Origin of the sequence: Prauserella sediminis (assembly GCF_014195435.1) — a bacterium.
GTDB classification, from domain to species: Bacteria; Actinomycetota; Actinomycetes; order Mycobacteriales; family Pseudonocardiaceae; genus Prauserella; species Prauserella salsuginis.
The window spans coordinates 97,010-119,957 of sequence record NZ_JACIBS010000005.1 but is presented as its reverse complement, the minus strand read 5'-3'; the positions used below and the strand labels follow the sequence as shown (position 1 = coordinate 119,957).

General features: G+C 68.2%; 20 protein-coding genes. 11 read left to right on the top strand and 9 right to left on the bottom strand.

Annotated elements, in window-relative coordinates:
- Positions 1 to 6: 6 nt before the first annotated feature.
- The 3 genes from FB384_RS22495 to FB384_RS22485 all read left to right on the top strand — a co-directional run bounded on the left by FB384_RS22495 (position 7) and on the right by FB384_RS22485 (position 3,112).
- Positions 7 to 1,659, top strand: a complete 1,653-nt coding sequence (locus FB384_RS22495; RefSeq protein WP_183786820.1) for an FAD-dependent oxidoreductase — start codon at positions 7 to 9, stop codon at positions 1,657 to 1,659.
- Between the two features lie 83 nt (positions 1,660 to 1,742).
- The gene (locus FB384_RS22490; RefSeq protein ID WP_183786819.1) at positions 1,743 to 2,615 is read left to right on the top strand and encodes an alpha/beta fold hydrolase; all 873 of its coding nucleotides are present in this window, start codon (positions 1,743 to 1,745) and stop codon (positions 2,613 to 2,615) included.
- Entirely contained in the window at positions 2,612 to 3,112 is a 501-nt protein-coding gene (locus FB384_RS22485) for a nuclear transport factor 2 family protein (RefSeq protein WP_183786818.1), read from the top strand. The genes FB384_RS22490 and FB384_RS22485 overlap by 4 nt, the downstream gene beginning before the upstream one ends.
- Positions 3,113 to 3,118: 6 nt before the next feature.
- Here FB384_RS22485 and FB384_RS22480 read toward each other — a convergent pair whose 3' ends face one another.
- The 3 genes from FB384_RS22480 to FB384_RS22470 form a co-directional block, all read right to left on the bottom strand.
- Complete coding sequence (locus FB384_RS22480) at positions 3,119 to 3,928, bottom strand: IclR family transcriptional regulator (RefSeq protein ID WP_183786817.1); 810 nt, start codon at positions 3,926 to 3,928, stop codon at positions 3,119 to 3,121.
- 111 nt (positions 3,929 to 4,039) lie between these two features.
- Positions 4,040 to 4,975, bottom strand: a complete 936-nt coding sequence (locus FB384_RS22475; RefSeq protein ID WP_183786816.1) for a cyclase family protein — start codon at positions 4,973 to 4,975, stop codon at positions 4,040 to 4,042.
- Between the two features lie 45 nt (positions 4,976 to 5,020).
- Positions 5,021 to 5,881, bottom strand: a complete 861-nt coding sequence (locus FB384_RS22470; RefSeq protein ID WP_183786815.1) for a TIGR03619 family F420-dependent LLM class oxidoreductase — start codon at positions 5,879 to 5,881, stop codon at positions 5,021 to 5,023.
- Between the two features lie 286 nt (positions 5,882 to 6,167).
- Here FB384_RS22470 and FB384_RS22465 point away from each other — a divergent pair, with 286 nt between their 5' ends.
- The 4 genes from FB384_RS22465 to FB384_RS22450 all read left to right on the top strand — a co-directional run bounded on the left by FB384_RS22465 (position 6,168) and on the right by FB384_RS22450 (position 11,716).
- On the top strand, positions 6,168 to 7,676 hold the full coding sequence (locus FB384_RS22465) for an aldehyde dehydrogenase (RefSeq protein WP_183786814.1): 1,509 nt from the start codon (positions 6,168 to 6,170) through the stop codon (positions 7,674 to 7,676).
- 34 nt (positions 7,677 to 7,710) lie between these two features.
- A complete protein-coding gene (locus FB384_RS22460; protein WP_183786813.1) occupies positions 7,711 to 9,315 on the top strand; it encodes a flavin-containing monooxygenase in 1,605 nt (534 codons plus the stop codon).
- 63 nt (positions 9,316 to 9,378) lie between these two features.
- Positions 9,379 to 10,911: an ABC transporter substrate-binding protein gene (locus FB384_RS22455; protein WP_183786812.1), complete on the top strand. Its 1,533-nt coding sequence runs from the start codon at positions 9,379 to 9,381 to the stop codon at positions 10,909 to 10,911.
- A 64-nt stretch (positions 10,912 to 10,975) separates the two neighbouring features.
- Positions 10,976 to 11,716: an SDR family NAD(P)-dependent oxidoreductase gene (locus FB384_RS22450; protein WP_183786811.1), complete on the top strand. Its 741-nt coding sequence runs from the start codon at positions 10,976 to 10,978 to the stop codon at positions 11,714 to 11,716.
- 38 nt (positions 11,717 to 11,754) lie between these two features.
- Here FB384_RS22450 and FB384_RS22445 read toward each other — a convergent pair whose 3' ends face one another.
- The gene (locus FB384_RS22445) at positions 11,755 to 12,312 is read right to left on the bottom strand and encodes a TetR/AcrR family transcriptional regulator (protein ID WP_183786810.1); all 558 of its coding nucleotides are present in this window, start codon (positions 12,310 to 12,312) and stop codon (positions 11,755 to 11,757) included.
- A 169-nt stretch (positions 12,313 to 12,481) separates the two neighbouring features.
- Here FB384_RS22445 and FB384_RS22440 point away from each other — a divergent pair, with 169 nt between their 5' ends.
- The 3 genes from FB384_RS22440 (at position 12,482) to FB384_RS22430 (ending at position 16,953) form a co-directional block, all read left to right on the top strand.
- Complete coding sequence (locus FB384_RS22440) at positions 12,482 to 13,834, top strand: hypothetical protein (protein WP_183786809.1); 1,353 nt, start codon at positions 12,482 to 12,484, stop codon at positions 13,832 to 13,834.
- Positions 13,831 to 15,252: an acyl-CoA reductase gene (locus FB384_RS22435; RefSeq protein ID WP_183786808.1), complete on the top strand. Its 1,422-nt coding sequence runs from the start codon at positions 13,831 to 13,833 to the stop codon at positions 15,250 to 15,252. Before FB384_RS22440 ends, FB384_RS22435 begins: the two co-directional genes overlap by 4 nt.
- A 150-nt stretch (positions 15,253 to 15,402) precedes the next feature.
- A complete protein-coding gene (locus FB384_RS22430) occupies positions 15,403 to 16,953 on the top strand; it encodes an ABC transporter substrate-binding protein (RefSeq protein WP_183786807.1) in 1,551 nt (516 codons plus the stop codon).
- 138 nt (positions 16,954 to 17,091) lie between these two features.
- On the opposite strand, the gene FB384_RS22425 is transcribed toward FB384_RS22430, so the two are convergent.
- Complete coding sequence (locus tag FB384_RS22425) at positions 17,092 to 17,505, bottom strand: nuclear transport factor 2 family protein (RefSeq protein ID WP_183786806.1); 414 nt, start codon at positions 17,503 to 17,505, stop codon at positions 17,092 to 17,094.
- The gene (locus tag FB384_RS22420) at positions 17,502 to 18,101 is read right to left on the bottom strand and encodes a carboxymuconolactone decarboxylase family protein (RefSeq protein ID WP_183786805.1); all 600 of its coding nucleotides are present in this window, start codon (positions 18,099 to 18,101) and stop codon (positions 17,502 to 17,504) included. The genes FB384_RS22425 and FB384_RS22420 overlap by 4 nt, the downstream gene beginning before the upstream one ends.
- A gap of 113 nt (positions 18,102 to 18,214) precedes the next feature.
- Between FB384_RS22420 and FB384_RS27385 the strand changes: the two genes are divergently transcribed.
- Complete coding sequence (locus FB384_RS27385) at positions 18,215 to 19,321, top strand: acyl-CoA dehydrogenase family protein (protein ID WP_183786804.1); 1,107 nt, start codon at positions 18,215 to 18,217, stop codon at positions 19,319 to 19,321.
- A gap of 123 nt (positions 19,322 to 19,444) precedes the next feature.
- On the opposite strand, the gene FB384_RS22410 is transcribed toward FB384_RS27385, so the two are convergent.
- The 3 genes from FB384_RS22410 to FB384_RS22400 are packed head-to-tail and all read right to left on the bottom strand — an operon-like array spanning position 19,445 to position 22,793.
- Positions 19,445 to 20,452 carry an LLM class flavin-dependent oxidoreductase gene (locus tag FB384_RS22410; protein ID WP_323985408.1) on the bottom strand — a complete coding sequence of 336 codons (1,008 nt, stop codon included), beginning with the start codon at positions 20,450 to 20,452 and terminating at the stop codon, positions 19,445 to 19,447.
- 38 nt (positions 20,453 to 20,490) lie between these two features.
- A complete protein-coding gene (locus FB384_RS22405) occupies positions 20,491 to 21,678 on the bottom strand; it encodes an acyl-CoA dehydrogenase family protein (RefSeq protein WP_183786803.1) in 1,188 nt (395 codons plus the stop codon).
- The gene (locus FB384_RS22400; protein ID WP_323985407.1) at positions 21,675 to 22,793 is read right to left on the bottom strand and encodes an acyl-CoA dehydrogenase family protein; all 1,119 of its coding nucleotides are present in this window, start codon (positions 22,791 to 22,793) and stop codon (positions 21,675 to 21,677) included. The genes FB384_RS22405 and FB384_RS22400 overlap by 4 nt, the downstream gene beginning before the upstream one ends.
- Positions 22,794 to 22,948 lie beyond the last annotated feature (155 nt).

Below are 22,948 nucleotides of genomic sequence, written 5' to 3'. Positions count from 1 at the left end.
GCCGCTGTGCCGGAGAAGACGGCAAATGCCTGGGACGAGTCCTACGACGTCGTCGTCGTCGGCAGTGGCGGGGGTGCGCTCACCGCAGCGCTCCTCGCCCGCGACGGCGGCGCCGAGGTGCTCGTCGTGGAGAAGGACGAGTACATCGGCGGCACGACCGCCGTGTCGGGCGGCGACATCTGGGCGCCGTGCAACCGGCACGTGGCCGACCGGGACGACCGGCAGGATGCGATCGACTACGTCACCGCCCTGGCCGACGGACGGGCGGTCGACCCGGCGCTGATCGAGGTCTACATCGACTCGACGCTGGAAGCGGTCGATTACCTCGAAAAGCACACTGCCTACGACACCGAACCGCACACCAACCTGGACGACTACTACTCCGTGATCGGGAACCGGATGCCGGGCGTGCGGCATTTCCCGCGCACGTTGTCGGCCAAGGCCTACCCGGCTGGTAAGGAGCTCGGGGAGAAGGCTGCGCTCATCAACCGCGGGCCGTGGGTCCCCCCGGCCGAGGCCAGCTTCCCCGAGTTGCGCCGCGGTGAGATCACACCCGAGGTGCTGGCGCAGCGAGTCGCGGAAGGCTGGCGGGGCAAGGGCGGGGCATTGATCGGCCCGCTGTTCAAGGCCCTGCTCGACCGCGACGTGGAGGTGCGCGTCTCCGCTCCAGCCGAGCGACTGGTCACCGATTCGGAGGGCGCCGTCATCGGAATCGTCGCGGGAGACCGGCGGATCGGGGCCCGTAAGGGCGTCGTCCTGGCCTGCGGCGGCTTCGAGTGGAACTCCGAAATGGTCCATACCTATCTCGGCTACGACGTCAAGCCGCTCACCCCGTGGGCCAACACCGGAGACGGCCACATCATGGCCATGGAAGTCGGCGCCAAGCTCGGCGGCATGACCGGATTCTTCGGGTACGGCGTGGTGTATGAGCCCTGGGAGACCGGCCGGGACGGGAACCCGTTGCCGCAGATGACGATGGGGCTGGGCCCCGGCTCGATCATCGTGAATCAGCAGGGCGAACGGTTCATGCACGGCGGCTACACCTATAACGACTTCTCGCACCCGTTCGGACAGTTCGACCAGCGCACCCCCGGCTTCCCGAACAAGCCACCAGGCTGGATCATCTTCGGTGAGGCACACCTGGACGCCGACATCAAGGGCACGAAACCCGGAATCCAGCTCACCCTGACCTCCCCGGACGGTGCCGAGAACCCCCCGTGGCTGGTCGTGGCCGACTCGCTGGCCGAGCTCGCCGAGAAGACCGGCATCGACCCGGCGACGCTGACCGCAACGGTCGGGCGCTACAACGAGTTCGCCGAGAAAGGGGAGGACCCGGACTGGGGCGACCCGCTCCAGACCCATGCCCTCACCGGACCGGAGGTCGTCCCGGTCGAGCCGATTGTGGGCCCACGCTTCGGCGCCATCCAGCAGTGGCCCGGGACCATCGGAACGAACGGCGGCCTGCGGATCGACGCCGACGCCCGGGTGCTCGGCAACCGGGTGCCCGTCGTCGACGGCCTCTACGCGGCGGGCAACACCGCCGCGTCGGTCCTCGGCGGCGTCTACCCCGGCGGCGGCAGTTGCATCGGCCCCAGCGTGGCGATGGGCTACCGCGCCGGCAGGCACGTCGCCGGACGCCCGGCTCGCGACATCGGCTGAACCCGGCCGGTCCACCTGACGCGACGGCCCGGCTCGGACTCCGAGCGGGCCGTCGTCGCATCGCACCCGCAAGGAGACTCATCGTGTCGACCGAGTTCGACTTCCACGAGACCAGCCGGTTCCTTCGCACATCTCGAGGCGACCTGCACTACCACGTCGCCGGCGACGGGCCACCGCTCCTGCTGTTGCACGGGTCCGGCCCTGGCGTCAGCGGCTGGGCCAACTTCCGAGGCAACCTGCCTGCGTTCGCTCAGGACTTCACCACCTATGTGCTGGACATGCCGGGCTTCGGCAAGAGTTACTCCGCCGAGGCCAACCCGCTGTTCTCGGCGGCGCCGGCCGTCGTCGACCTCCTCGACGGCCTCGAGCTCGGCCCACTGCCGATCGTCGGAAACTCGATGGGCGGCGCCATCGCCGCCAGGATCGCCGCGGACCACCCGGACCGAGTCAGCAAGCTGGCGACGATCGGCGGTATCGGCCTGCCGCTCTTCAATCCCTCGCCGTCCGAGGGGATCAAGCTGCTCGTCGACTTCGTCGAGGATCCGAGCCACGAGAAGCTCCGGACGTGGATGGAGTCGATGGTCTACGACACCGACATCCTCACCGACGAATTCGTGGAGATGCGCTGGAAGGCCGCCACGGACCCCGAACAGGCCACGGACCTCAAGAAGCTCTACAACAAAGCCTCTTTGCAGGCGATGCGTGACCGGTCCTCGGGTGCCCCGGACCAGGTCGCAATGCTGACTCGTATCCAGGCCCCCTCACTGATCATGTTCGGCCGCGACGACCGGGTCACGCCGCTGGACAGTGCGCTTCTCGCGATGCGCCTGATCAAGCGCTGCGAGCTGCACGTGTTCTACGACTGTGGGCACTGGGCGATGATCGAGCGCAAGGCGGAGTTCGAGGACGTGGTGCGCAGCTTCCTGTTGCGCGACCGAGCGGCGGTGACTTCGTGAACCGGACCGGGACCGGTGAGCAGTCCGGAACGATCGCGACGGTCGCCACCGAGGCCGCACTGTTGCAGAACGGCTATGCCCTCGCCGTCGACAGCCGCGATTGGGACCATTTCCGCACGCTGTTCGCGCCGGACGTGGTGGCCGTGTACCCACACGGGCGGTTCGACGGGGTCGACGCGTGGCTGGACAACTTCGTCCCGATCCACGACGAGTACGCCTGGTCCCTGCACGTCATGTCGACCCACGTCACCGGCGAGGACGAACACGGATTCTGGGCCACGTGCTACGGCCGGATCCAGTGGATCCACCAGGACCGGCCCACCCTGCTCAACCGCGGCGAGGTCGTCTACCGCGACCGGCTGCGTCAGGACGCCGGACAGTGGTTGATCGCGCAGCGACGGCTCGACATGGTCATGCGGGAGCCGGAGGTTCCGATCCCGCCGACGGCCGGGTACCCGGCCGCGGTCGCCGAGCTCGGCGACCGCGGGCCGATCTGAGCGCGCTCAGCGGGCAGGCAGGCCACGCCCGAACCCGGATCGTCCCTCCCATACCGCCTTCGCGGTGCGGCGGATCTCCTGCACCAGCGGTTGAGCGCGCATACTCCTGATGGGACCTGTCACCGAAATCGCCCCGATCGCGCGTCCCGAACTGCGAATGGGGGCCGCGACGCAGGCGATCTCGTGGAAGCCCTCCCCACGGTCGAGGGCATACCCGCACGTGCGGATCGTCTCCAGCTCCGCGCGCATGGCCCGCGGGTCGGTGATCGTGGCAGCCGTGCGCGCAGGCATGTCGGCGAGAGCGGTCGCCTGCGCCGCCTCGTCCTCGAACGCGAGCATCGCCTTCCCGAGACCGGTGCAGTAGGCAGGCTGGCGGCCGCCCACCCTGGTCGGCAGGTCCAGGCCACCGAGATCCACCCGGTCGAGATAGACCACTTCGGCGCCGTCCAGGATGGCCAGCTGCACGGCCAGACCGGTCTTGCGAGCGAGCGGGTAGATGTGGCCGTAGGCGGTTTCCCGCAGCCCGTTGCGCTGGAGGACCAATCCGCCGACCTCCAACAACTTGAAGCCGACGCGGTAGCCGCCACTGTTGCGCTCGAGCCAGCCGACACTGCACAACTGCTCGGTCAACCGGTGGACGGTCGACTTCGGCAACCCGACGCGCTGGCTGATCTCGCTCAGCGAAAGCGACCGGTCGTGGTCGACGAACGCGGCCAGCAAAGCGTCGAGCCGGCCGACCATCGACCGTTCGCCCGTGTCGGCCTGTGGTGGGGACACGGCGGATTCGATCGGCGGACCGTCTGCGGTGATGGTCATGAGGACCTCCGAGGAGCAGTGGTGTGACGAGCGATGGTGTGAAGCGCGGGGTTGGGATCGGGTGGCGATTCCGGTGCCGGGACGGAACCGACCGGGACGCCCGGAGTGGCGCTACTTCAGCGCTATCGGGGTGATCGGCGAACCGACGGAGCCGGTGACTTTGAGGCCGGTTCCGTTGAACAGGAACTCCCACACGCCGTCCTGGGCGCAATCCGTGGCAAGCTCCTCGAAGTCGAACATCTCACCGACGAGCAACCCCATGTCGCGGATGACGACCTGATGGAACGGCACGCCCACACCTTCCACAGCGCTCGGCATCACCTCGCACGCGTGGTTGTCGGTGGCGAGCGCCGCGATCTCGCGCGTGTGCAGCCACGGCACCGCGTCCAGCCCCGGACCGGGCTCCTTACCGAGGAAGTTCTTGCGGTCGCCCTCGTGGAACCATGCGACCCACCCGGTCCGCAGCAGCAGCACGTCACCGGATTCCACCCGAACACCCTGTCGCTCCTCGGCGTCGCTGAGGTCCTGCGCGGTGATCTCGTACGACGATTCCAGCCGGTCCACTCCCTTGAGCGCGGCTATGTCCAGCAGAACGCCCCGGGTGATCAGGTTCTTCACCGACTTGGCGAAGGAGTTCCGGGCTGCGCCGACGAAGCTGTTCACCGCGGCGGCGGGCACGTTGTTGTAGAAGAACCCGTCGTAGCCGATGTGCGCCAGGCTGTCCCACTGGGTCGCGGCCTGCAGGCCCATCACGACCATGTCGTCGGCCGAGATGAGGTTGTCAGGGGTGTTCGTGTCCGACGGCAGCAGCGTCATGATGTGCTGCGGGTTCACGCGGAACCCGCCGTCCTTGAAGGGGCCGTCCTTGTCGAACGGCAGGCCGAGGTCGAACGCCCGCCCCGAACGCACCAGCTGCGCCGCAGCGACGCGCTTCGCGTCGGTGACGTAGTTCAAAGTGCCGATCTCGTCGTCGGGGCCCCACCGTCCCCAGTTGCTGACTTTCCGCCCGAGCTCGTGGTGCGGCCACGTTTTCGTCGTGTCGGTCACAATGTCCTCCAATGTGGTCGGTGGTCGGGGGTGTTCGAGGGGTCGCTACCGCCTGCTCTTCTCGACGAGGGCCGCGTAGCGATCGAGGACACGCATCGTGTCGTCGCGGGATACGGACTGCAGATCCAGCAGGATCCTGTCGACGCCGAGCGCGCGGCACCGCTCGATACGGGTCAGCAGGTCGGTGTCGTCCGCCGTAAAGTTGATCTTCGGCCATACCGTCGGGGTTCCGGAGCGACCCGCGCGCTCCCAGGCCTCGCACAACGCGGGCAGACCGTCGGGCAACTGATCGTCGGAGCCGGGCATCCAGCCGTCCGCGAACCCGACGACGTCCGCGCGGCCCCGCTCGGTCGGCTGAACTCCGAGCAGCATGGGCACCGAGCCGGCCACCGGTTTGGGCCAGGCCCAGCTCGGCGACACGGACGCATGCGACCCCGCGTACTCGGCCACCTCGTCCCGCCACAAGGCACGCATCACTGTCACGTGGTCACGGACGACGGCCCGCCGCTCGTCGAACCGGCGACCGTGGTCGGCCAGCTCGGCGCGATTCCAGCCGTAGCCGATACCGAGCGTGAGCCGGCCACCGGAGAGATGGTCGAGAGTCGCGACCGTCTTCGCGTGAGTGATCGGGTCGTGCTGCGCGAGCAACGACACACACGTGGCGATCTCCAACGTGGTCCGGGCCGCGACCATGGACATGCCGATGTAGGGATCCAGTACCCGGCGGTAGCGGTCCGGTAACTCCCCGAGGGGGTACCTGCTGGCGACCGGCATATGGCTGTGCTCCGGGAGGGCGAGCGCATCGAACCCGCGCTCCTCGGCGGCCTCCGCGAACTCCACCAGAGGCCACGACTCGTCCGTACCGAAGAACAAGAGGCCGAGGCCCGGGTCTCCCGACGTCTTCATACGCCTTCTCCTCGCGCACCGTTGCGCTGGCATGAAATGTGCGGCCAATAGTCGTCGGATAGCTCCGTCCTGTCAACTGGAATGGTTCGTTGACAGGCCTGCTAGGCCGAGACACACTCGATCAAAATTCGGCCGCACAAATGCGGCCCTCGGCGGACAAGTCAGCCAGGTACACGACAGCTCCGCACCTGTGACGTCCCATCCCGAATCAGCGACGACCTCCGACAGCGGCCCGCAGCGTCCGACCGACGCCCGGTGCCCGCGGTCGGCCGAGGAGCCTCACCGCATGAGCACGTCCACCGACTCCCCCACCGCCGCGGCGCAACACCCGACCCCGTACGCGATGGCAATCGCGGGTGAGCAGGTCGAAGCACGCTCGGGGCGCCGCTTCACCACCACCGACCCGTTCAGCGGAACCAACTGGGCCAGCCTCCCCGACGGCGATGAGTCCGATGTGGACGCAGCGGTTTCCGCCGCGCGTGCGGCCTTGAGCGGCCCGTGGAGCACGCTCTCCGGCGCGAGCCGGGCTGCTCTGATGCGCAGGCTCGCCGACCTGATCGCACGCGATGCCGAGCACCTGGCCCTGCTCGAGACCCGGGACACCGGAAAGCTCCTGCGGGAGATGTCCGGCCAGTTGACCGCGCTTCCACAGTGGTTCCACTACTTCGCCGGTCTCGCCGACAAGCTCGAGGGCTCCGCGGTCCCCGGTGACAAGCCGAACTTCTTCGCCTACACCCGTCGGGAACCGGTCGGTGTCGTCGGCGCCATCACCCCGTGGAACTCCCCGCTGCTTCTGCTGACTTGGAAGCTCGCCCCCGCGCTCGCGGCAGGCTGCACGTTCGTCGTCAAGCCCAGCGAGCACGCCCCGATCAGCACGATCGCTTTCGCGGCCCTGGTCGAGGAAGCCGGCTTCCCGCCAGGCGTGTTCAACGTCGTGACCGGGGACGGGCCCGCCACCGGTCAGGCGCTCGTCGCCCACCCCGACGTCGACAAGATCGCCTTCACCGGCTCCACGCCCACCGGGATGTCCGTCGCCAAGGCAGCGGCCGGCCACCTGGCCCGGGTCACCCTGGAACTCGGTGGCAAATCGGCACAACTGGTCTTCCCGGACGCGGACCTCGACGCGGCGGCCAACGGTGTGATCGCGGGCGTGTTCGCCGCGTCCGGCCAGACCTGCATGGCGGGCTCCCGCCTGCTGGTGCACAGGTCGGTCCACGACGAGCTGGTCGCCAAAGTCGTAGCGCGGGCGGAGACCATCGCACTGGGCGACCCGACCGACCCCGCCACCGAGATGGGGCCGATCGCCAACGCCCCCCAATACACCAAGGTCACCGACATGCTCACCACCGCGTTGGGTGACGGGGCGATCGCCGCGACCGGCGGCGGTCCAGATCCCGAGCTGGGTGGCTTCTTCGTCCGGCCGACGGTACTGACCGGTCTGACTCCGGCCACCGAGATCGCCTGCGAGGAAGTGTTCGGTCCGGTGCTCGCGGTGCTGCCGTTCGAGACCGAAGAGGAAGCGATCGCGCTGGCGAACGACACCCGATACGGACTCGCCGGTTCCGTGTGGACCAAGGACATCCACCGCGGGCACCGCGTCGCGCACGCCCTGAAAGCGGGCACGGTGTGGATCAACGCATACCGCACGGTGGGCCCGGATGTGCCCTTCGGCGGGCAGAAGCAGAGCGGGCTGGGCCGGGAGAACGGGATCGACGCGGTGCACGCCTACACCGAGACGAAGTCGGTCTGGGTGGAGCTCTCCGGAGGCACCCGCGACCCGTTCACTCTGGGCTGACCGGAACGAGGACACGAGACAGGTGATGGACCACATGGCTGACCGTTCCCCCGAGGTTGCCGAAGACGTCGATGTCGTCGTCGTGGGCGCCGGGATCCTCGGCATCTACCAGCTCTACCGCGCGCGAGAGGCCGGCTTCACCGTCCGTCTGCTCGAGCAGGGCAACGGTGTGGGAGGCACCTGGTACTGGAACCGCTATCCCGGGTGCCGGTTCGACTCCGAGAGCTACACCTACGGCTATCTCTTCTCCGAAGAGCTGTGGCGAGACTGGGAGTGGTCCGAGGAGTTCGCCGGGCAGCCGGAGACCGAGCGATACCTCAACCACGTCACCGACCGATTCGATCTGCGCCGCCACATCCGATTCGGCAGCAAGGTCGTCGCCGCCGTCTGGGACGAGGAGTCCGCCGGCTGGACCCTGAACACCGAGGACGGCCACATCGTCCGTGCGAGGCACTTCGTCAGCACCACCGGCGTGCTGTCGGTCCCACAGTTCCCCGACGTGCCGGGCCGCGAGGACTTCGCGGGCGAGGCGTACCACACAGGACTGTGGCCGAAGGAGCCGGTCGATTTCCGCGGCAAGCGGGTCGCGGTCATCGGCACCGGTTCCAGCGGTGTGCAGATCGCGCCCGCCATTGCCGACGAAGTCGCCACGTTGACCGTCTACCAGCGCACCCCGAGCTGGGCGACTCCACTGAACAACAAACCCATATCGGCGGAGCGGCAAGCCGAACTCAAGGCGGAGTTCGCCTCGATCAAGGAGACGTTGGAGGCCTCCAACGTCGGGTTCCTGCACGAGGCTCACGACCGCAAGACCTTCGAGGACACGCCCGAGGAACGCGAGGCCTTCTACGAGAAGATCTGGCGCAGCCCCGGCTTCGCGAAGATGACCACGAACTACACCGACATGATGCTCGACGACGAGGCGAACGCCGAGTTCTGCGCGTTCCTGGAGAAGAAGATCCGCTCGCTCGTCGACGACGAGGAGACCGCCGACAAACTGATCCCGCGGAACCACGCCTACGGCGGTCTGCGGCCCCCGTTCGTCACCGGCTACTTCGAGATGTTCAACAAGCCGCATGTCGAGCTGGTGTCGTTACGTGAGGAGCCGATCACCCGGGTCACCGAGACCGGGGTCGAGACGGCGAAGGGACTGCGCGAGTACGACATCATCGTCTGGGCCACCGGATTCGACTTCGGCACCGGTGCCCTGCGCCGCATGGGCGTGACGGGCACCGACGGGCTCGAGCTGACGGAGAAGTGGGCGGACGGCCCGATCACCTGGATCGGTGTCATGGCCAGCGGCTTCCCGAACCTGTTCTTTCCCGGCGGCCCGCACGGCGCGGCCGGGAACAACCCGCGCTACGGCGGCACCCAGGTGGACTTCGTGACCGAACTGTTGGTCCACGCCCGCGATCACGGAAAACGCCGGATCGAGGTCCCCCGCCACGCCGAAGAGGCCTGGATGACGATGATCGAGAACTTCCGCCAGTACTCACGCTTCGAGGAGCACGGCCAGTACTACGGGGGCAACACAGCCGGCAAAGCCAAGGCATTCCTGCTGAACCCCGGCGGCAAACCCAAGATGATGGAGGCGATCGGCGAGGCCGTGTCCTCCGGCTACCAGGGTTTCCTGAGCTGAGTGTTTCTCCATTCATCCGACGTCAATGAAGACTCGCGGAGGCAATAGGCCATGAGATCACGTGTGAAGACAACCGCCGTCGTACTGGCGGGGCTGCTCACCCTGACCGCGTGCGGCGGTGGTGGAGCCGGAGCCGGGGTCGGTCCTTCCGGAGACCCGGTGCAGGGAGGGTCCGCTCGCATCCTCATCCAGGACGACCCGCGCAGTCTGGATCCTGCGATGCTCTCGAACGAAGCAGCTTTCACGGCGTCGGTCGGCAACGCCCTTTACGGCCAACTGATCGTCAACGACCAGGACACCGGCGAGATCTCGTACCTCCTCGCACAGGACCTGACCTCGAAGGACGCCGGCGAGACGTTCACCCTGACTCTGAAAGAAGGTCTGGAGTACTCCGACGGCTCCCCCTTGACCGCCGACGATGTCAAGTTCAACTGGGAACACATCGCCGACCCGGCGGCCGCCTCGAGCTACGCGGGTAACGCTCGCGAGATCGAGTCGCTGAAAGCCGTCGACGATCGCACGCTCACCATCAAGCTTCGTAATCCCAACACCCAATTCGCATCCGAGATCTACGAAACCTCGCTCAATTGGATCGCCAAGCCCGAGACCATCCAGGCCGGACCCGAGGAGATCAACTCCCGACCCATCGGCGCGGGTCCGTTCGTCCTCACTGAATGGCGCCGTCAGGACGCGATGGTGTTCTCGCGCAACAAGTCCTACTTCGACAAACCCAGGCCGTATCTCGACACGCTGGAGATCGGCATGGTCCAGGACGAGGAACAGCGCCTCAACACCGTCGTCAGCGGTGGAGCGGATCTCGCACAGGAGACGCAGTTTCCCGCGATCTCCGGTGCGGAACAGCAGGGGCTCCAGGTCGCTCGGACATCCATGGGTGGCGGCGTTGCGCTGGTGCTGAACAACGACAAAGCTCCCTTCGACGACGTCCGGGCCCGCAAGGCCCTGTCCTACGGGCTCGATCTGAACCTGATCAACGACGCCGTGAACGATGGCACGGGAACCGTCCCGAACACACTGTTTCCGAAGAACTCGCCGTTCTTCCAGGACATCCCGCTGCACCGGCATGACCCCGACCGGGCTCAGGCTCTGCTCGACGAACTCGCCGCCGAGGGCAAGCCCCTCGACTTCACCATGACGATCTACTCCTCGCCGGCCGCCCAACGGCTGGCGCAGAGCATGCAGACCCAGCTCAGCGCCCTGAAGGGCGTGACGATGAAGACCCGGGCCATCGAGATCGCCGAAACCGGCCAGGTTCTGGCAGCCGGCGACTTCGACATCCTGACCAGTTCGATCCCCGATACCGCGCTGTGGCTCCGGCTGCGCGGCGAAGCGGGCAACAACTACAGCGGCGTGGACGACCCTCAACTGAACCAGGCGCTCGACGCCGCCCGCCGGGCCACCGACCAGGACGAGGTCGCCGCCAAGTACAAGACGGTGCAGCAGCGCCTGAGCGAACTCACCCCGGTCATCTTCTATACCGGGCTCGCCATGGCGGCCTACGGCAACACCGACGTCGGCGGGATCGAGCTCTACGGCAAGGGCTCGCCGCGCGTGGACATGTTGTGGACGCAGCCATGATTCCGCCGCCGGCGCACCCCCGAGCCGAGAATCACACACCGCACCTCACGAGGGGAGTCTCCCGATGAAGATCGCCATGGTCACCGGCGGCGGATCCGGCATGGGCCGGTCGATCTGCCTGCAACTCGCCCAGCGCGGCGACGCCGTCGCCGTCGTGGACTGGGACGGCGACGCCGCCGAGTCGGCGGCGGACGAGATCCGATCGGAGGGCGGACGGGCCGTCGCGTTCAAAACCGATGTGAGCGACCGGGCACAGGTCGACACGACCGTCGGGAAGATCCGAGCGGAGCTGGGCCCGATCGGGGTTCTCGCCACGAGCGCAGGAATCACCGACTTCACGCCGTTCCTCGAGATCACGACCGAGGCATGGCAGAAGATGATGGATGTGAACCTGACCGGAACGTTCCACTGTGTCCAGTCCGTGATCCCGGACATGATCGAGGCCGGCTGGGGGCGGATCATTCTGATCAGCTCGTCGAGCGCCCAGCGAGGCGGCCCGCGGATGGTTCACTACGCCTCGTCGAAGGGAGGGGTGTTCGCTCTGACAAAGTCCCTGGCACTCGAGTTCGGCCCCCAGGGGATCACGGTGAACAACATCGCGCCGTCCTCCATCGAGACGCCCATGCACGCAGCGGGACGAGCGGAGGGCAGGCTCAGCTCGGTGGAGGAGGCGAGTGCCCGCATCCCGGTGCGGCGGCTCGGCACCGGTGATGACATCGCCGCTGCAGCCATGTTCCTGCGGTCGGACGAAGCGTCCTACTTCACCGGCCAGCTGATGGGCGTGAACGGCGGCTCCTACATCTGAGACAGGGCCTCGCAACCGGCGTACGCCGGTTGCGAGGCTCAGCGACGGCGTACGCCGTCGAGGAACAGTGAGACGGCGTAGCGGATGGTCTCGTCGAGCTCCGGGCCGAGCACGTCGGCGCGGCCCGTCACGACGGCACGGGACGGCCCGCCCACTGCAAGCCCCAGGAACGCGACGGTGGCGCGCCACGGATCACTGATGTCGAGCTCCGACCGGTGACGCTCGAAGAGGTCACCGAGGACCTGGGCCACCGGGGCCATGAAGCTCTCCGTCGCCGCCGGATACAGCTCCGGAAAGCGATAGGACTGCGATATCAGTACCCTCTGCAGCAGGATGGCCGACGGCGTACCGAGATTGACCACCCGCAGTCGCGCGACCGCAACGAGCGACTCGGCAAGGTCGTCGGTGATGACGGCCTCGACATCCTCCCGAGACATGGTGAAGCGTTCGACCGCCCGCTCGACGGCCGCGACGAACAGTGCAGATTTGTCCGCGTACTGCGCATAGACGGTCCGCTTGGACATCGACGTACCCGCCGCGATCTCCTCCACCGTCGCTTGATCGAAGCCCTTCTCCAGGAACACTCCGAGTGCCACCTCGAGCAGTTCCTCCCGCCGTCGCGCCTGCTGCTCACGCGTAGGCCTGCCGACGCGCTTCGGTTTTTCAGTAGCCTTAATAGTATTGCTCCCTCCATCTCGTCATGCATAATGGAACGGCCCAGTACCACTCTAGGTCCCCAGTGACGACGAGGTCAGGAGGACACCCGTGGGGAAAGCCGTCGACAACCTGCTCGATCTCGCGGACTCGCAGGACCGCTTCGACATCCCGTTCGAGGATCTCCAGCAGATCCAGGTGGAGGCCACCGAGGAGCGCTTCCAGGAACGTCGGCCCGCCATCCGGCTGCTGAACCGCCGCGCCGAGGAGGCCGGGCTCGACGTCGTCCGCAGCCGTGACGACATCGCGCCGCTGCTGTTCCCGCACACCGCGTACAAGAGCTATCCGGAGAGCTTCCTGTCCGCCGGCCGCTGGGACCGACTCTGCCGATGGTTGGACACGGTGTCCACGCACCGCGTCCCGAACCTCGACCCCGACTCGGTGGCCGGCATCGACGAGTGGGTGGAGGCATTGCAGCCCAGCGGCCTGTTCGTCTCGTGTTCCAGCGGAACCACCGGCAAGTCGGCGATGCTGGTCGCCTCACAGTCCGATCTGGACTGGATTCGCAAGGACACCATGGCCGCGTTCACCTGGGGGTCCGGCATCGCGCCCGCGCAGGACCGCGTGCTGGTCAGCGGCGGTGGTGCCACCGCCGTCGTCCCCCGCAACATCGCGACCGGAGGTGCCTACCGGGACGCACTCGCCGACCCGGATTACGAACCGTTCCGGTCGCCGATGCCACCGGTGACCGTCGGGGCCCTCACCGCCATGACGGTGCTGCGACAGGAAGTCGCAGCGGGCACGGCGAAGCCGGACGAACTGCGCAGCTACGAGGAGACCTCGGCCGAACGGGCCCGGCTGCTGGAACAGGCCACGCTCGACGCCGCCGACTACGCGATTGCCGCGCGCGACCGCAAACTCCACGTCTCAGGCATGTGGTCCGGGGCTTACGAGCTCGCGAAAGCCGTGCGAGACAAGGGGTACAGCGGGAAGGACTTCCGCCCGGAGAACTCGATGTACCTCGGCGGCGGAAGCAAGGGCGCGGACCTGCCCACGGACCACCGCGAGTTCGTGTTGGAGACCTTCAACGTCGCCGCCGACCACGGGCTCTACATGAACTACGCGATGCAGGAGCTGCACACGGCGATGCCGCGGTGCCGTGAGGGAGGCCGATACCACGTACCACCGTGGGTGGTCCCCCTTGTCCTCGACGACACCGGTGAGACGGTGCTGCCCTGCACCGGCGAGGTGGAAGGCCGAGCCGCGTTCGTCGATCTCTCGATCGACGGCCGGTGGGGCGGAGTCATCAGCGGTGACAAGATCTCACTGGATTTCGGCTCCTGCGCCTGCGGCCGCCGCGGACCCTCGGTCCGGGACAACGTGACCCGATACACCGACATCGCCGGAGACGACAAGATCGGATGCGCCGGCACGGTCGATGCCTATGTTCGGGGGATCGCATGACCGCCACGCAGAACGAACCGCAGATCCTCGTCGATGCACCGTTCTTCGTGCGCGGCACCCTCGTCGGCATGGCATCGGCCCCGGACGGGGATGTCCATCATTCACGGGAACTGGGTGTCGGGTTCCGAACACCGCAACTGCAGCTCGACGGACTGGTCGCCCCGCGCACCGAGCTGCCGCCGCTGCTCGATACCCCGGTGGCGGAGATCATCGACTTCCTGGTCGAGACCGGCCAACGCATCGCGGACCCGTCCAACGCCATCATGCAGGAATGCGTCGAACGAATGGCCGCGACGCACGTTCTGCCCGCCGAGCTACTCTTCAAACAGGCCGCCTACGCCGCCCAGACGCTCGACAAGCAGACGCTGACCACCCTGGTGGAGCGCAACTTCCCCGATCCGCGCGCCCTCGACGAATGGGTCCCGCAACGCGACCACACCGGGCGCCGGAGCTTCGTGCGCGCGTTCGGCCCGCGCCTGGTGCACGTGATGCCGGGCAACTCCCCCGGCGCGGCGATCAAGTCAATCGCCGAGGGCGCGCTGGTCAAGGCCGTGAACCTGTTCAAAATGCCCTCGAGTGACCCGTTCTCGACGGTCGCGGTCCTGCGCACCATGGCGGAGGTCGACCCGGGCCACCCGATCGTCCGGGCGATGTCCGCCGTCTACTGGCGGGGCGGGGACGCCTCGGTCGAACAGGCGCTCTATCGGCCCCAGTACTTCGACAAGGTCGTCGCCTGGGGAGGCGGGTCCGCCATCGACAACGTCATCCAGTACCTCGGGCCCGGGTTCCAGCTGGTGTCCTTCGACCCCAAGACATCGATCTCCATGGTGGGGCGCGAGGCCTTCGCCGCCGACGACGTGTTTGCGCAGACCGTCGACTGGGCCTCGTCGGACGTCATGACGCTCAACCAGGAAGCATGTGTCGCGAGTCGTTTCATCTTCCTGGAAGGCACGGACCAGGAGGCGGACCGCTTCGCGGCGGCGTTGCACGGCCGCATCGTCGAGCGGGCCGCGGACTCGAGCGACCGCCGACCACTCGACCGCGACCTTCGCGAACAGATCGAAACCCTGTCCATGCTGGACGATGACTACCGGGTCTGGGGCCGGACGGACGGGACCGGCGTGGTCATCCGCTCGGACGAGCCGGTCGACTTCCATCCCGTCAACAAAACCGCCAACGTGGTCCGGGTCGATTCTCTGGACGACGCGGTGAAGTACGTGAACGTGGCCACCCAGACCGTCGGCTTCTACCCGTTCCACCGGATGGCGGACTACCGCGACCGACTGGCGAGCGGGGGCGCCCAGCGCGTCGTGCGGCTGGGCGAGGCCGGCCCGAGCACCATCGGCAATCCGCACGACGCGATGTACCCGCTCCACCGATTCGTCCACTGGATGGCGCACGAGGACGGCACGGAATAGGGGCGCTCGCGAACCGGGCCGAACCACCGCGGCCCTCGGCACGTGCCGCCGTGGTGGGCGCACCTGCCGAGGGCGGTCGGTGTCGCCGCTCGTCGGTGACACGACCTTATCCGCACCGTCCCGTCAACGAAGACTCGTCGAGGAGAGCCCGTGAGAACTCGTGTGAGAGCGGCCGCGTTCGCCGCCACCTGCATGTTCGCTCTTGCCGCGTGCGGAGGTGGCGGCGAAGAGTCCGCAGCCACCGGCCCGGCCGGAGACCCCGTGTCCGGCGGTACCGCGCGGCTGCTGATCCAGGACGACCCCCGCAGCCTGGACCCGGCCCTGCTGTCCAACGACGTCAACTACACCGCGGCCGTCGGCAACGCCCTCTACGGGCAGCTGATCGTCAACGACCCGGAGACCGGCGAGCTCACCCATGTCCTCGCCGAAAGCCTCGAGACCTCGGATGCGGGCGCCACCTTCACCCTCACTCTGAAACCGGATCTCGTCCACTCGGACGGAACCCCGTTCACCGCGGAGGACGTGAAGTTCAACTGGGAGCGTATGGCCGACCCGGCCACGGGGTCACCCTACGCCGGCAATGCCCGGGAGATCGATGAACTGACCGTCACCGACGACCGCACACTGAAGATCGCGCTGCGCAACCCCAATGCACAGTTCAGCACCGAGATCGTCGAAACCGCCCTCAACTGGATCGCGAAGCCCGACACTCTCCGGAAAGGCGCCGAGGAGGTCAACGACCGCCCGATCGGCGCCGGACCGTTCACACTCACCGAGTGGCGCCGTCAGGACGTGATCGCGCTGGAACGCAACGACAACTATTTCGACCAGCCCAGGCCCTACCTCGACGCCCTCGAGATCCGCATGATCGCGGACGAAGAGCAGCGCCTCGACACCGTCCTCAACGACGGCGCGGACCTCGCGCAGGAGGCCCAGTCCCCGGCGATCGCCCGCGCCACCGATTCGGGCATGCAGGTCGCACGCTCCGACATCGGCGGCGGAATCGCGATCGTCTTCAACACACAGCAGGCACCGTTCGACGACGTCCGGGCACGCCAGGCAATCAACCACGCGCTCGACCTCGAGCTGGTTGACGACGCCGTCAACCAGGGCACCGGTGTCGTCCCGACACACCTGTTTCCGAAGGAGTCGCCCTACTACAAGGACATCCCGCTGCACACCACCGACAAGAGCCGGGCCCAGACCCTGCTGGACGAACTCGCCGCCGAGGGCACGCCGCTGACGTTCAGCCTCACGGTGTACTCGAGTCCATCGGCCCAACGCATGGCACAGAGCGTGCAGACCCAGCTCGGCGACCTCCGGAACCTCACCCTCAAGATCCGGACCATCGAGCACGCCGAGATCGGCGGGATCTTCGCGAGCCGCGATTTCGAGGCCATCACCAGCTCGGTGCCTGCCAACGGGTTGTGGATCCGGCTGCGCGGTGGGGCGGGCAACAACTACAGCGGCATCGACGACCCGGAGATGAACCGGGCACTCGACGCAAGCAGGCGCACCAACGACGACGCCGAACTGACCGAGCACTACGAGGTCGTTCAGCGACGATTGGCCGAGTTGTCCCCGATCGTCTACTTCCAGGGTCTCGCACAGACGCTGTATGCCCGCGAGGACGTCGGGGGAATCGCGGTGTACGGGCGCGGATCGCCGAGGGTCGACCAGATCTGGCTTCAGCCCTCCTGATCGGGCCCACGCGGCGGTCTCCACGGTCGTATCGTTGTCTGTCGACGATCCTCATTCCCGGGCCGCCCCACCGGCCACGACAGTCCTCTACGGACTTGAGTGGCCGGCGGGGGTGACTCGCCACCGCGGCCCCGACGCTCACGCCGTGGGCGGGGTCCAGCCGAAGAACTCCTCGTCGCGCCGCCAGATCTTCCAGCCGGCCCCGGAGTTCCGGAAGGTGTCGAAGTAGCGGGCGACGATGCCGACGGCCCAGCCCGCATCGCTGTGCGTCAGCATCACCACATCGCTGGTCGCCTTCGCCTGCTCGGCCGACCATTCGGTGATCACCGTGTTGGTGATGACGTGACGCTGCAGCCGGGTGGGCGCCCAGGCCTTCCATGTCTCACGAATGGTCTCGGTGCCCTCGTAGGTACCGACTCCGGGCACGGTGAACGAGCCCTGTGGGTGGTAGAGGGCGGTGAGGTCGTCCGCCCGGCCGTCGTCCTGGGCCTGGGCATGCGCGGCGATGATCGCCCGCAGTTCCTCGGCCACCTCGGCGAAGGTGAGGCTCATGTCGACTCCGGAAAGCCTGTCATGCCCTCGTCGAGCTGCAGGCCGAACGAGTTCATCGCGATCGCGAGCATGTCGTACGCCCCGATGGTGAACAGCAGATCCATGAGCTGCTGGGTGCTCAGGTCCGCGGCCAGCTCCGCCCACGTCTCGTCGGACACGTAGTGATCCTGCGCGTACTCGTCGGTCGCTCGCAGGACCGCGGCGTCACTCCGGTCCCAGGCGACCGACTCCGACCCGCCCGAGACCGCCGCGATCTCCTCCTCGGTCAGACCGACGGCCTTGCCCATGCGGACGTGCTGGACCCATTCGTACTCGCCCCGGCGCAGCCACGCGATGCGGATGGTCACCAGTTCGCGCACCCGCGCCGGCAGCGTGGAGTTGAACAGGTGACTGTTGAGGGTCATCCAGCCCCTCGCCAGATTCGGGTGATGCGCGAAGACGTCCATGATGTTCGACGGCGGCCGAGGGGTACTCGGATCGCGTTTGGCCCCGCCGGGCCGGGTCAGTACGGAGAAGGCCGCTTCGACCTCCTCGTCCCACTCGGCCCGGGGACGCGGGGGGATCCGAACGGGGAACGTGTCCCGGTGACTCGTCATCGGCAGACCTCTTCGTCAGTCGCTGTACGGAACGCCGGGCTGCTCGCGCCTCGACGCGCCGCCCTCAGAAGAGGATACTCTGTTATCGAACGGTACGAACAGACGGAGGCCCCGTGGATTTCGAGCTCACCGACGAGCAGGCGATGCTGCGCGAGGCCTCGCGCAGCATGCTCGCGGACCGGACGACCATCGACAGGACGCATGTGGACCGCGGCGACGACCCGTACGACGAGGCCTTGTGGCAACTGGGGTGCGAACTGGGCTGGACCGGACTCGCGGTCCCCGACCGCTTCGGCGGCACCGGACAGGGCCTCGCCGAACTGGTGCTCGTGGCCGAGGAACTCGGGCGAGCTGCAGCCCCGAATCCCTTCGTCCCCACGACGCTGACGTCCCGGGCCCTGGCCCGCGGCGGAAATGCCGCGGCCCAGGCCGCGCTGCTGCCGGGGCTTGCCGAAGGGACCGTCGCGAGTGTCGCGCTCGACGAGCCCGGCCGAACCGGCCGGCCGCAGGACATCGGGACGACCGCGCAGCTGGTTGACGGAGCTTACCGAGTGACCGGCCGGAAGTGCGCCGTCCAGCACGCCCGGCAGGCGTGGTGGGTGCTGGTCAGCGCCGTGCTCGGCGACCGGCTCGCCCTGTTGCTCGTAGACCTCGAGGACCCGCGGGTCCGGGTGCGGCGGCAGGAGGTACTCGACCTGACCCGATCGTTCCACGAGGTCACCTTCGACGACGTGGTCGTCCCGGCGGACCGGCTGATCGACGACGACCCGGCGGCAGTGCAGCTGCTGACCGACGATGCGGCGGTGCTGACCGCCGCCGACGCGCTCGGCGCCATGGAGCAGATGCTGTCACTGACCGTCGGTCACGTGACGACGCGGCATCAGTTCGACCGGCCCATCGGATCGTTCCAGGCCGTCAAGCAGGCCACCGCCACCATGGCGATCGACGTGCACGCCACCCGAGCGGCGGTGCACTACGCCGCGATGGCGATCGACGCCGACGCGCCGGACGCGACCCGAGCCGCCGCGGCCGCCGCGTCGTTCGCCGGCACCGCAGCGACCCGGGTCGCGGGCTGGGCACTTCAGCTACACGGTGGCATCGGCTTCACCTGGGAGCACGACCTGCACCTCTACCTGCGCCGCGCCACGGTGGACGCTGCATTGCACGGCGGCGCCGCCGTGCACGACGACCGCCTGGTCGGCCTCCTGCAAACCACCTGACCCCCGACCGCCCGACCCTTCGACCGCCTGACGCTCCGAACGCCTGACACAGTGCCCGCCCGCCGGCGACAAGTCGGCCGACGGGCGGGCACTGTCGGAAAGGGCACTGTCGGAAAGGCTCCGTCAGGAAAGGACCGCGTCGCGCAATCCCAGGCTCGCCCGGAAGTATGCGGCCTTGCGCCGACCGCTGACCATGAACGACGGCGGAGCGAGATAGGCGACGTCGGCGGGCAGCGATCCGGCGCGCGCGGCCAGCATCTCGCGCGCAGTGGCCGTGGTGCCGCACACGGCGATCGCCTCGACCATCTCATCGGTGACCGCGGCCGCCATCCCCTCGGTGTCGCCACTCCGGAAGGCCGCCCGCAGCGCTGCGACGGGTTCCTCCCAGCCGTGGTGGGCGACGTACGGGTCGTAGGTCTTGACCGTCAGGTAGAAAGCGATCATCCGCCGGGCATCCGCGACGGCGCGCTCGGGCGCCTCGTCGTCCACGGCCGTGATCACCCAGCCGTGTTCGAGGTGGGGCTCTACACGGTCGGACTCGGTACGCCCCTTGGCCACGGCGGGCCGCACGACGTCGTCCCACCAGCTGCGGGTGAACAACCCGTGACCGATGATCCCGTCCGCCACCCGGCCCGCGGCCGCGGCCATCCCCTTGTTGAACCCGCCGAGCAGCACGGGAACGTCAACCCGGCCGAGCACGGGGGCGCGTACGTCCGCGTCGATCGAGTAGAACTCGCCCTCGTAACGCACCCGCTCACCGTTCTCGGCGTGCAGCCAGGTGCGGACCGCGCGGACCAGGTCCGCCGTGCGCGCGACGGGCCGGTCCGCGGGCACCCCGAACCAGTCCCGGTTGATGGTGAAGGCCCCGGACCCGAGACCCAGGAAGACGCGGCCGGGTGCGCGCGCGGCGAGCGTACGCGCGGCGGTGGCGTGCGCGTAGGGGGTGCGGGCGAAGGCGTAGGCGATCGCCGTCCCCACCCGCGCCGACGATGTCGCCCCGACCATCTCCCCCAGCCGGGCATAGGCCTCGTGATCCACGAACTCGCCGGTACAGAAGGCTCCGAACCCGACGGCTTCGGCCTCGGCGGCGATCTCGGCACCGGGCCACGGCATTCCCACTGTGACGCCCACGGCGCCCCCTTTCTGTCGGTCGTTCGGGTGCGGCCGCCTCAGCTCGGCATCGCCGGGTCGTGCGGCAGCCCGAGAACCTGCTCGGCGATGGTGTTGCGCTGAATCTCCGAGGTACCCGCGCCGATCGTCGACGCCCGGGTGGACAGGAACCCGTTGATCCAGCGACCACGCTGCACGGCCCCCGGGTCCTCCCGCGTCAGCAGGGCGTCGGCACCGAGCATGTCCACGGCGAACTCGTGCAGGTCCTGCTCGAAGGTGGTGATGAACAGCCGGGACGTCGAGGACGCCGGACCGGGCTCGCCGTGCGTGCGGATCGTGTCGATGGTGCGCATGGCGTTGGAGCGCATGAGCCGGACCCGGATCTCGAACTGTGCCAACCGGTCCCGGACGACGGCGTCCGCGGCCAGCCCGCGTTCCTCGGCCAGCGCGATCAGTTCGTCGAGCACCCGGCGGTAGAGCGCCGCCTGGTTCATCGCACCCGCGGCACGTTCGTGTCCCAGGGACGTCCTGGCGAGTCGCCAGCCGTCGTTCTCCTCACCCACCCGGTCCGTGACCGGCACCCGCACGTTCTCGAGGAAGATCTCGGAGAAGTGGACCGCGCCGGTGAGGTCCCGCAGCGGCCGGACGGTCACGCCCGGGGCGCGCGCGTCGACGATCAGGTAGGTGATGCCGTGCTGGCGGGATTCCGGTGTGCCCGTGCGGACCAGGCAGAACAGCACGTCCGCGATGTCGGCATAGGTGTTCCAGACCTTCTGCCCGTTGACCACGTAGTGATCGCCCTCGAGCCGGGCGGTCGTGCGCAGGGCGTGCAGGTCCGAGCCCGCCTCGGGCTCGGAGTAGCCCTGTGCCCACACTTTGTCACCCCGCAACATCGGCCGGAGCCAGCGCCGCTTCTGCTCCTCGGTGCCATAGGTGATGATCGTCGGCGCGGCGATTCCCAGGCCGGTACCCTGCGGACCCGGCACCCGAGCCCGGTTGTATTCCTCCTGGTAGATGACCTGCCGGCGGAAAGACAGATCCATACCGCCGTACTCGCGAGGCCAGCTCGGGCCGGCGAACCCGGCGTCGAACAGAGTGGCGCGCCAGCGCTTCTGCCAGGCCAGACGTTCGACGGCGTCGCGTGGACGCTTCCCGGGGTGGTGCTCGGTGAGGAAGGCCCGTAGCCGCGCGCGGAACTCCTCGTCCGTCTCGACGACCGGGGCCTGGGTGTCCATCGCGGTGCTCATCGTGCTCCTCCTCCGATGCCGAGCAGGTCCGCAAGCCGGGCCCGGTGGGCCGCGGGCGTACCGAACAGCAGCTCGGTCGACTTGGCCCGCTTGAGGTAGAGGTGGGCGTCGTGTTCCCAGGTGTAGCCGACCCCGCCGTGGATCTGGATCGCCTCCTTGGCGACGTGCACGGCGACCTCCCCGCACCACGAGCCGCAGACCGCGGCCGCAGCGGCGAGATCGGCCGGATCGGTGTCCGCGCCTCCGTCCGCGAGCACGGTCGCGTGCTGCTGCGCGGAACGGGCTGCCTCGAGCTCCAGCACCAGATCGGCGCACTTGTGCTTGATCGCCTGGAACGACCCGATGGGTCGGCCGAACTGCGTCCTGACCTTGGCGTACTCCACGGTCAGGTCCAGGCAGGCCTGAGCCACGCCGACCTGTTCGGCCGCCACGGCGATCACACCCAGGTCCAGCGCCTGGCGCAGCCGCGACGGAGCGGTGTCGACCCGGAGGGCGGGGGTCGCGTCGAAGGTGATGCGTGCCTGCCGACGGGTGGGGTCCAGTACACCGAGCCGTGTGCGCTCCACCGTGGCGTCCGGCTCCACGACGAACAGGCCGGGCCCCTCGTCGGTGGCTGCGGTGACGAGCAGGAGGTCCGCCCGCTCACCGTCGATCACGAAGGTCTTGACGCCGGTGAGGCCCGTCCCGTCGAACCTGGTCGTCGACTGCTCCAGAGTCCAGTCCCGGCCCGGCTCGCTCACCGCGAACGCGGCCGTGCGGGTGCCGTCCGCGAGGCCGGGCAGCCACCGCGCGGCCGCCTCCGTGTCGCCACTGAGTGCGAGAGTGCGGGCGGCGAGAGCGATCGAGGACAGGAACGGCTCGGGGCTCAGCGCGCCACCGAGTTCCTCGAGCACGATGCTCAGCTCTGCCACTCCGAAGCCGAGGCCGCCGTACTCCTCGGGCAGGGCGATCGCGGGCAGTCCCAACTGGTCCGCCATGAGTGCCCAGACGGAGGGATCGTGCCCTTCATCGGTCTCCATCACCCGCCGAACGTCCGCCGTGGACGCCCTGTCGGTGAGCAGTCGGCGCACCGAGCGCCGCAGCTCCTCCTGCTCGTCGCTGACTGCGAGGGTCACGCGCGTCCTCCCGGGTCCACCGCGGTGTGGCACGAACATAAAGAGTATACCTCATTGGAAATGCGACCTGCCCCGTCCCACAGGTCAGGTCACACATCTAGCGGTAGTTGTGTGTACTGATATACCTTCAAGGGGCACGGGAGCGCAGCATCGGA

Bases quoted from the DNA above. Each gene is read 5' to 3' on its own strand.
- FB384_RS22480 (WP_183786817.1), bottom strand. From the start codon at position 3,928: ATGACCATCACCGCAGACGGTCCGCCGATCGAATCCGCCGTGTCCCCA.
- FB384_RS22470 (WP_183786815.1), bottom strand. From the start codon at position 5,881: ATGAAGACGTCGGGAGACCCGGGCCTCGGCCTCTTGTTCTTCGGTACG.
- FB384_RS22465 (WP_183786814.1), top strand. From the start codon at position 6,168: ATGAGCACGTCCACCGACTCCCCCACCGCCGCGGCGCAACACCCGACC.
- FB384_RS22460 (WP_183786813.1), top strand. From the start codon at position 7,711: ATGGCTGACCGTTCCCCCGAGGTTGCCGAAGACGTCGATGTCGTCGTC.
- FB384_RS22450 (WP_183786811.1), top strand. From the start codon at position 10,976: ATGAAGATCGCCATGGTCACCGGCGGCGGATCCGGCATGGGCCGGTCG.
- FB384_RS22435 (WP_183786808.1), top strand. From the start codon at position 13,831: ATGACCGCCACGCAGAACGAACCGCAGATCCTCGTCGATGCACCGTTC.
- FB384_RS22425 (WP_183786806.1), bottom strand. From the start codon at position 17,505: ATGAGCCTCACCTTCGCCGAGGTGGCCGAGGAACTGCGGGCGATCATC.
- FB384_RS22420 (WP_183786805.1), bottom strand. From the start codon at position 18,101: ATGACGAGTCACCGGGACACGTTCCCCGTTCGGATCCCCCCGCGTCCC.
- FB384_RS22405 (WP_183786803.1), bottom strand. From the start codon at position 21,678: ATGAGCACCGCGATGGACACCCAGGCCCCGGTCGTCGAGACGGACGAG.